Below are 1,805 nucleotides of genomic sequence, written 5' to 3'. Positions count from 1 at the left end.
GCCTTCGGCAGCTCCTACAGGAGAAATGCATTCCAAATGTAGGAGCAGCCGAAGGCTGCGATCTTTTGCGTTGTGCCTCTTATTCTGAAAATAAGATATGTAAACGCGACACTGAAACGTCGCGTATCGGATAGTTCGCCCTCTAACAGTGCGTTTATCAGCCGAATTCGTTAGGCTGGCAGCCATTTTTGCGTCCGCCGCCCACAAGGCAGCTACGCGCTTTAAGGGTCAGTCCCATACGGATCGACAGCATTTCCCTAATCCAACAGGGCAATCCCCCTCTAAATTCCGATTTCAGTAGTGTGGTATTACCTTAATGAAAGTTTTGAAAGGTCAGGACATCCTGGCACTTGGTTTTATGACGTTCGCCCTGTTTGTCGGGGCCGGTAACATCATCTTCCCGCCGATCGTCGGCTTGCAGGCCGGACCTCACGTCTGGATGGCTGCATTGGGCTTTCTGATCACCGCGGTAGGTTTGCCGGTGATCACCGTGGTGGCGCTGGCCAAGGTCGGCGGCGCCATGGATGCGTTGAGCAGTCCGATCGGCAAGATCGCTGGCGGTATCCTCGCGGCGGCGTGCTATCTGGCTGTGGGTCCACTGTTCGCCACCCCGCGTACCGCGACCGTATCGTTCGAGGTGGGTCTGGCGCCGTTGACCGGCGAGAGCCCGCTGGCGCTGTTTCTCTACAGCTCGGTGTACTTCCTGCTGGTGTTCTTTGTTTCGCTCTACCCTGGGCGTTTGCTGGATACCGTCGGCCGCTTCCTCGCGCCGCTGAAAATCATTGCACTGGCAGTGCTGGGTATCGCCGCATTCGTCTTGCCGGCGGGTGACATCGGTCACGGCACGCCGGAATATGTGGCGGCACCGTTCTCCCAGGGCTTCATCAATGGTTACCTGACCATGGATACCCTCGGCGCGCTGGTATTCGGCATCGTCATCGTCAACGCGATCCGCTCCCGTGGCGTCGAATCGCCGGCGTTGATCACCCGTTACGCGATCATCGCCGGGCTGATTGCCGGTGTCGGTCTGGCGCTGGTCTACGTCAGCCTGTTCCGCCTCGGTTCCGGCAGTCATGAAGTCGCTGTCGGCGCCACCAACGGCGCGGCGGTGTTGCATGCCTACGTGCAACACACCTTCGGTTCGCTGGGCAGCGGTTTCCTCGCGGTACTGATCTCGCTGGCGTGCCTGGTCACGGCGGTCGGCCTGACCTGCGCCTGCGCTGAGTATTTCAGCCGTGTGCTGCCACTGTCCTACAAGACTCTGGTGATTATCCTTGCGGCGTTTTCGCTGCTGGTCTCCAACCTCGGTCTGACCAAGCTCATTGCCTTCTCGATTCCGGTGCTCACTGCGATCTACCCGCCTTGCATCGTTCTGGTTGCGCTGAGCTTCTGCAAGGATTTCTGGCATGAGCACGCGCGCATTCTTGGCCCGGTGATGCTGGTGTCGTTCCTGTTCGGCACCATCGATGCCTTGAAAGGCGCCGGTCTGGCCGACTGGATGCCAACTCAGCTTACCCATCTGCCGTTGAGCGAGCAGGGGCTGGCGTGGCTGGTGCCGTGCGTGATGACCCTGGTGGTCGCCGTGGTGTGCGATCGCCTGCTGGGCAAGCGCAGCGAAGTCACTGCCTGACGTGATATGACCCGCCACAAGCGGGTCGGCACGGTTAAACAGAAATGCCCCGTATCAATCGATACGGGGCATTTTTTATGCGCGTGAGGCAGTGTCTTTTTTGCTGAGCTAACGTCGAAGGGTTGCTTAGCTTTTATGTAGGAGTGAGCCTGCTTGCGATAGCGGTTTGTCAGTC

At 58.7% G+C, this 1,805-nt stretch carries 1 protein-coding gene; it reads left to right on the top strand.

The genetic code is table 11. From position 1 onward, the window contains the following. Positions 1-316: 316 nt before the first annotated feature. Positions 317-1,630, top strand: coding sequence for a branched-chain amino acid transport system II carrier protein (gene brnQ, locus DCO47_RS26675; protein WP_042607588.1), 1,314 nt, complete (start codon positions 317-319; stop codon positions 1,628-1,630). Positions 1,631-1,805 lie beyond the last annotated feature (175 nt).

The organism is Pseudomonas sp. NDM, from assembly GCF_003105095.1.
In the GTDB taxonomy this organism is placed as follows: Bacteria; Pseudomonadota; Gammaproteobacteria; order Pseudomonadales; family Pseudomonadaceae; genus Aquipseudomonas; species Aquipseudomonas moraviensis_A.
This window is presented reverse-complemented; position numbering and strand designations above follow the sequence as displayed.

Bases quoted from the DNA above. Each gene is read 5' to 3' on its own strand.
- brnQ (WP_042607588.1), top strand. From the start codon at position 317: ATGAAAGTTTTGAAAGGTCAGGACATCCTGGCACTTGGTTTTATGACG.